Source organism: Paraburkholderia sp. GAS41 (assembly GCF_050436545.1).
In the GTDB taxonomy this organism is placed as follows: domain Bacteria; phylum Pseudomonadota; class Gammaproteobacteria; order Burkholderiales; family Burkholderiaceae; genus Paraburkholderia.
Genome location: NZ_JBNDMK010000058.1, coordinates 1 through 6,373 on the forward strand (window position 1 = coordinate 1; position 6,373 = coordinate 6,373).

At 59.7% G+C, this 6,373-nt stretch carries 4 protein-coding genes; all 4 read left to right on the forward strand.

Annotated elements, in window-relative coordinates; all coding sequences use genetic code 11:
- The first annotated feature begins 663 nt into the window (after positions 1-663).
- Positions 664-1,440 (forward strand): AraC family transcriptional regulator, encoded by a 777-nt coding sequence (locus P3T43_RS35200; protein ID WP_429285601.1) that lies wholly within the window; start codon positions 664-666, stop codon positions 1,438-1,440.
- 485 nt (positions 1,441-1,925) lie between these two features.
- Positions 1,926-3,548 carry an MFS transporter gene (locus P3T43_RS35205; protein ID WP_429285602.1) on the forward strand — a complete coding sequence of 541 codons (1,623 nt, stop codon included), beginning with the start codon at positions 1,926-1,928 and terminating at the stop codon, positions 3,546-3,548.
- Positions 3,549-3,559: 11 nt separating this feature from the next.
- Entirely contained in the window at positions 3,560-4,633 is a 1,074-nt protein-coding gene (locus tag P3T43_RS35210) for an HlyD family secretion protein (RefSeq protein WP_429285603.1), read from the forward strand.
- Positions 4,633-6,234: an efflux transporter outer membrane subunit gene (locus P3T43_RS35215; RefSeq protein WP_429285604.1), complete on the forward strand. Its 1,602-nt coding sequence runs from the start codon at positions 4,633-4,635 to the stop codon at positions 6,232-6,234. Before P3T43_RS35210 ends, P3T43_RS35215 begins: the two co-directional genes overlap by 1 nt.
- Positions 6,235-6,373 lie beyond the last annotated feature (139 nt).

A 6,373-nucleotide genomic window follows, 5' to 3' on the forward strand; every position in this document is an offset into this window, starting at 1 on the left:
GGTATTGGTCATGCACCTGGAGTGCCTACCCGGACCCTCATAAAGCTGGACTGTCTGATAAGAGAGTGCCGGTTGAAGCACGGGAGCGGGTGAAACCGAAGGAATTCCCAAAGAAATCCGCTCAGTGAGTTGGACTACCAGGTACGTGCCTGGATGTTTTGATAAGCGATGGGACGCTGCGATAAGCCCGAAATTGCACCCAGACCTAGAATGCAGTCACAGGATTGGCTTGCGAAGGTTATCTAGATTAGCGGTACCTTTTCGAGGGGTACGGCTAAGTAGTAAGCAGAATCGGCACTTTATCAAGGGGCCAAGGAAACGCTTGCCAGGCAGGGACGACCGATGATGATGGTCCACTGCCTCAGAAGTTACCGGTCACCCATACACCGTCGTGCGTGACAGTTTCGATTCCGGCGATCTGTAAGGAAAGCGTTGACCAACGAAGAGAGATGATTAGTAGTCCGTGCAATGACACACATTACCAGTGAAACACTGGGACAGTCAACAACCTTCAATGACGCGAAGCTTTATGTGGCAATCAGAGGTCGTGTTCACAGAAGGGTCCATAGCCAACTGCGTGAGGCATGGGCAAGACAAGGGACCGTCTTCCAACGATGTATGGCCCAGCTACTCTAATTTGGGAAACAGCTAAATTTTTGCACCATGGAAAGCAATCGAACCATCGAGGACTGCCAGCAGTCACCCCGCGCAATTGCGGCTTTGGCAAGCGACTACTTACACGGCTATTATTTTCCACCGCATAGTCACCTGCGTGCCCAACTGATTCATGCGCTGAGTGGCGTCATGACGGTCCTAAGCGAGCACGGGAGTTGGGTCGTACCCGCGGGGCGCGCCGTCTGGATGCCGACTGGATCGGACCATGCAGTGCGGTTCTTTGGCGACGTCAGCATGCGCACGGTCTTTGTGGCGCCTGATGCCCGTCCTGGTCTTCCAGATGCGTGCGAAGTCATCGAAGTGTCGCCGTTTCTAAGGGAGGCAATCGTCGCCGCGACGCGCATACCGCTGGACTACGAGCTTGGAGGTAGGGATCATCGGGTCATGGAGTTGATTCTCGACGAGCTCGAGGTCGCGCCGCGGTTGCAATTGCATGTGCCCATGCCGCAAGACCCGCGACTCATGTGCCTGTGCGAGCAGCTGATCGCAAGTCCTTCTGGGCCCGTGACACTCGCCGATCTCGCCGCAGAGATCAACGTCAGCGAGCGAACCCTTTCCCGAATGTTCCATCGCGAACTTGGTATGAGCTTCGGGCAATGGCTGCGCCGCATGCGGTTGTTGCTGAGCTTGCCATGTCTTGCCGCGGGTGCCTCGGTGCTGCAGGTTGCGATGGAGCACGGTTATGACAGTCCCAGCGCCTTCACTGCGATGTTCCGGCGCACGCTAGGGATCGCGCCGACCGCGTATCTGAGCGGACGGAAGTAAATGAATTGAGGCTTCGACGTAAGGATGGCGACATCCTGGGGAAGATGACCCAACAAAAAAACATAAGTATTCCAGATGTATCAATCAGGAAATAGGGCGTCGAAATTTATGCCTGGTTTCCAACGCCTGGAAGGCCTGCAAGCGCATGAACAGGTTTGCCACTTAGTCGTAGGTTGATGCGAATCGTTGCCGGTGAACCACTCATTTGAAGTTGAAAAACGTCTTTCTGAGCGGTTGTCCGTATTGCGACGATGATTGTCATTCCTTAACGGTACGGCCAAATCAGGAGTTGCTAGAGTACGTTATGTCTTCTAAACACACCGGGTGTAAGCCATGCCGAGTTTGCATATATATTTGTTCGCCACATGCAGGTCGCTGTCCCGACGGGCCTGCAGCGTTGCTGCGGCTCTGAAAGCGATCTGCCCTGAAGCTGCGCACCGTAGCCTGTCATCTACATCTGCGTGCGTATTTTCGGATTCCTCACTATGACGACTGTAGAATTTCTGGCGCCCCCCGCGCCAAGTCAGCAGATATCCCCGGCGCCGACGGGGCCTGCGCCAGCCGTTGCGGCGCCGGCACCCGCAGCGCCTACGCCACCGGTTTTCGGGCCACGGCTTGCGATCGGACTGGTTGGCGTGCTGCTCGCTTCGTTTACCGCCGGGCTGAACGAACACGTCACCGACGTGGCAATGATCGACGTGCGTGGTGCGCTGTCCATCGGTCACGACGAGGGAACCTGGCTGACGGCGCTCTTTGAGGCCACGAATGTCACCGCCATGGCGTTCGCGCCCTGGTGCTCAGTGACCTTCTCGCTGCGACGTTTTACCATTGGCGCGGTGCTCGCGTTTGCATTCCTGGGCTTCCTTTGTCCGTTCGCTACCAATGTTGGAACGCTCTGCGTTCTGAGGGCGCTGCAGGGGCTTGCCGGTGGATGCCTGCCGCCTATGCTGATGACGGCAGCGCTGCGTTATCTGCCGCCCAATGTCAGACTGTATGGGCTTGCCAGCTATGCGCTGACCGCTACGTTCGGACCCAACCTGGGCACACCGTTAGCTGCCTTGTGGACCGAGTACGTCGGGTGGCACATGGTGTTCTGGCAGGTGGTGCCGCTGGGACTCCTGAGCAGCGCGGCGGTCGCCTATGGTCTGCCGCAAGATCCGTTGAGGCTGGAACGCTTTCGCTCATTCAACTGGTTTGGCTTGCTCACCGGCTTCCCATCCATCTCGATGATGGTGATCGGGCTTATCCAGGGCGACCGGCTGGATTGGTTCAACTCGCCGCTGATCTGCGTGTTGCTCATCGGAGGGGGGCTGCTGTTCTGTCTGTTCCTGTTGAACGAGTGGTCGCACCCGCTGCCTTTTTTTCAGTTGCGGTTGTTGGTCCGACGCAATTTCACCCATTCGCTGATTACGCTTGCAGGCGTATTGGTGATCCTGTTGGCGGTGTCTGTCATTCCAGCCGAGTATCTCGCTGAGGTGCGTGGATATCGACCGCTGCAGATTGCACCGCTGGCGCTGGTCGTCGCCTTGCCGCAGCTTGTCGCTCTACCGCTTACGGCGGCGATCCTTAACATCGAACGTGTTGACTGCCGCTGGGTGCTGGGGATCGGCCTGAGCCTGATCGCGCTTTCCTGTGCCCTCGGGACCTTTGTGACGTCGGACTGGGTGCGCGAGAACTTCTACCTGCTTCAGGCGCTTCTAACGGTCGGCGAACCAATGGCCGTGATTCCGCTGCTGTTGCAAACGACTACAGGGCTGCCGCCGATCGAGGGCCCGTTCGCGTCGGCGATGTTCAACATGGTGAAGGGTTTTGCCGGGGCGATTGGCATCGGACTGGTGGAAGGGCTTGGCACCGCGCGTGAACACTACCATTCCACGATGCTTGTCGACCAGTTGGGCGGCGCTCCTTTGCTCACCGGACTGGCCGCCGATCACGCGGGGACATTTGGTCAACTGGCCGGCAGGATTCATGAGCAGGCGATCGTACTCATGTCGTCGGACCTCTATCTCGTCATGGCGGTCTTTGCCGCCGCCCTTGTGTTGCTCATTCCCATCGTGCCTGTGCGTGTTCGTCCGCCCCGCGCGCCCACCCAGACAACTTCTCGCTGAACACATCGAAAATGTCACTCTCTACCCATCCATCCAGAAAGCCCGTCCTGTTCGGGGCGTTAGCCCTGCTATTAGCCGGCTGCGGCTGGGGCGGCACAAAGCTGCTGTCCCAACCCGTCGCTGAGTCGACAAACGACGCCTATGTCACCGCCGATTACACGCTTGTTGCACCGCGCGTTGCCGGCCAGATTGCTGAAGTTCTGGTCGACGACAACCAGGTGGTGAAAGCGGGCCAGCTAATGGCGCGTATCGACGATCGCGACTATCGTGCGGCCCTTGCCAGTGCGCAGGGTGACCTGAATGTAGCGATGGCGACCGTGGGTGATTTTGACGCAAAGATTGCGCAGCATCCTGCGCTCGTCGCACAGGCGCAAGCGACCTTGCACTCCGACGAAGCCGCCATTGACTTCGCGCGTGCCAACGCCACGCGTTATCGCAATCTCTCCGCTGGTGGCGCTGGCACGATGGAGGAGCAGCAGCACGCCGTGACCGCGCTTGATCAGCAGCAGGCTGACCACGATCGCGACAGTGCTGCTCTGCAAGCTGCGCAGCAGGACCTTGATATTCTGCATGCCGGGCGCGCCAGGGCGCTCGGCGAGTTGGCGCGCGCCCAGGCCGCGCTCGATCAGGCGAAGCTTAACCTGTCCTATACGGAAATCCGCGCACCGATAGACGGTATGGTTGGGCAGCGCTCGATCCGCGTTGGCGCAATCGTTGCTGCGGGTACGCCGTTGCTAGCCGTGGTACCGCTGTCACAGGCCTATGTCGTCGCCAATTTTCAGGAAAACCAGCTTGACCACATGCACCCGCACCAGCCGGCTCGCATTACAGTGGACAGTTTTCCGGGTCTTGTCTTGACCGGCCATGTCGATAGCGTTGCACCGGCGACGGGTATCGCGTTCGCACCGGTCGCGCCAGACAATGCAACGGGCAACTTCACGAAGATCGTGCAACGCATGCCGGTGAAGATCATCCTCGATCCGGGTCAGCCGGGAGCAGCCCGGTTGCGTGTCGGCCTCTCGGTCGAGCCGACGGTCAATGTCGCAGCAGGTGACACATCAGTTAAAGAGACGGGGACAAACTGATGGAACCCTCCTTGTCTATTCGGCCCGTTCTGCTAGCCCTGCTGTCCAGTGCCATGCTTGCGGGCTGCACGCTTGGACCGAACTTCCAGCGGCCCAATGTTGCAGCCCCCAATGATTTCAGTCGCACCAATCAGGCTGCGGCACCGAGCCGACCCGTCGAGGCAACGCTCGCCCCGCAGTGGTGGGCGCTGCTGGGTGACTCCGACCTGGTTGCGTTGGAGTCGCGGCTCGCGACAGACAATCTTGACGTCAAGGCCGCTTCGGTGCGCCTGCTTGAGAGCCGGGCGGGCTTACGCATCGCCGGTGCGGAACTGTATCCGACGTTAAGCGGTGCGGCGTCCTACGACCGCGAGCGGGCGAGCCCGAATGGCATCGTTTCGCTGCTGGGCACCACTCCCGCCGGAGTACAGCCCGAATCTGCGAATGGAAGCACCGCATTCGGTGTCTCCAGCTTACCTGGATCGAGCGGATCGCCCCCCTACAATCTCTGGCAGTACGGCTTCGATGCATCGTACGAGCTGGACCTGTGGGGCCACGCGCGGCGCGGCGTGGAAGCAGCTAACGCGGCAGTGCAGGCTTCGGCTGAGGAGCGCCGCGCTGTCTTGCTGTCCGCGCAAGCCGAGCTTGCCCGTGACTATATCGAGTTACGGGCAACGCAGACCCTGCTTGACATCACGAACCAGAATCTCGCGCTGGCCAACTCTACCGTCAAGCTGACACGACTGCGCATGACCGAGGGCGCTACAACCCCTCTCGATGTCGCCAACGCGTCGGCGCAGGTTGCATCGATCGAAGCCCGGCTGCCGCCGCTCCAGGCGCGCCGCGACGCGCTTATCAACGCACTCAGCTTCCTGCTCGGCGAACAACCCGGTGCACTCGCACAGATGTTGGTAGACGCGCGCGATATTCCATCGCTACCGGCTCGTGCGCCGATCGGCTTCCCGTCGGAACTGGTACGACGCCGCCCCGACATCCGGCGTGCGGAAGCACAGCTGCACGCTGCAACTGCCGAGATTGGCGTTGCAGAGGCTGACTTCTATCCGCAGATTTCGCTCACGGGTAGCCTTGGCTCGCAGTCGCTCCAGCTTTCGAGTCTGGGCGACTGGGCTTCGCATCAGTTCGTCTTTGGTCCTTCCATCTCGATGCCGATTTTCCAGGGCGGAAGACTCAGGGGCACGCTCCAGTTGCGCAAGGCCCAGCAACAGGAAGCGGCGATCGACTTCCAGCGTACGGTCTTGCAGGCCTGGCATGAAGTGGACGATGCACTGTCTGCCTACGATGCCGAGCAGCGCCGCCGTGATAATTTGAAGGAGGTGGTGCAGCAGGACCAGCTCGCGCTTTCGGTCGCGCAGCAACGCTATCGTCAGGGTGCCATTGACTTCCTCAACGTGCTCGCCGTGCAGAAAGACCTGCTGGCCGCCCAAAGCGATCTTGCGCAGAGTCAGGCAGACGCTGCAGTCAATCTCGTCACCCTCTACAAGGCCCTCGGCGGTGGTTGGGAAACGGTCTTCCCGGAGGAGCCTTCATCCACTGTGGCGCACACCGGATCCACGCCACTGAAAACGGTTAGTACGACAACAGGCGCAACAACCCCGCAATGACCGCTCAACGTTGTACACATCCATCAATTCGGCAGGATGCCGGGTAAAGTGGACCCCGAGTTTGAGACGGTAGTTTAAGCTGTCGTCCGCGAAAGGATGGCAGAGAATGAGCGAAGGAAAAAAACGCAGGGTGCACACG

Excerpts from the sequence above, each read along its gene's own strand:
- P3T43_RS35200 (WP_429285601.1), top strand. The coding sequence starts at position 664 with ATGGAAAGCAATCGAACCATCGAGGACTGCCAGCAGTCACCCCGCGCA.
- P3T43_RS35205 (WP_429285602.1), top strand. The coding sequence starts at position 1,926 with ATGACGACTGTAGAATTTCTGGCGCCCCCCGCGCCAAGTCAGCAGATA.
- P3T43_RS35210 (WP_429285603.1), top strand. The coding sequence starts at position 3,560 with ATGTCACTCTCTACCCATCCATCCAGAAAGCCCGTCCTGTTCGGGGCG.
- P3T43_RS35215 (WP_429285604.1), top strand. The coding sequence starts at position 4,633 with ATGGAACCCTCCTTGTCTATTCGGCCCGTTCTGCTAGCCCTGCTGTCC.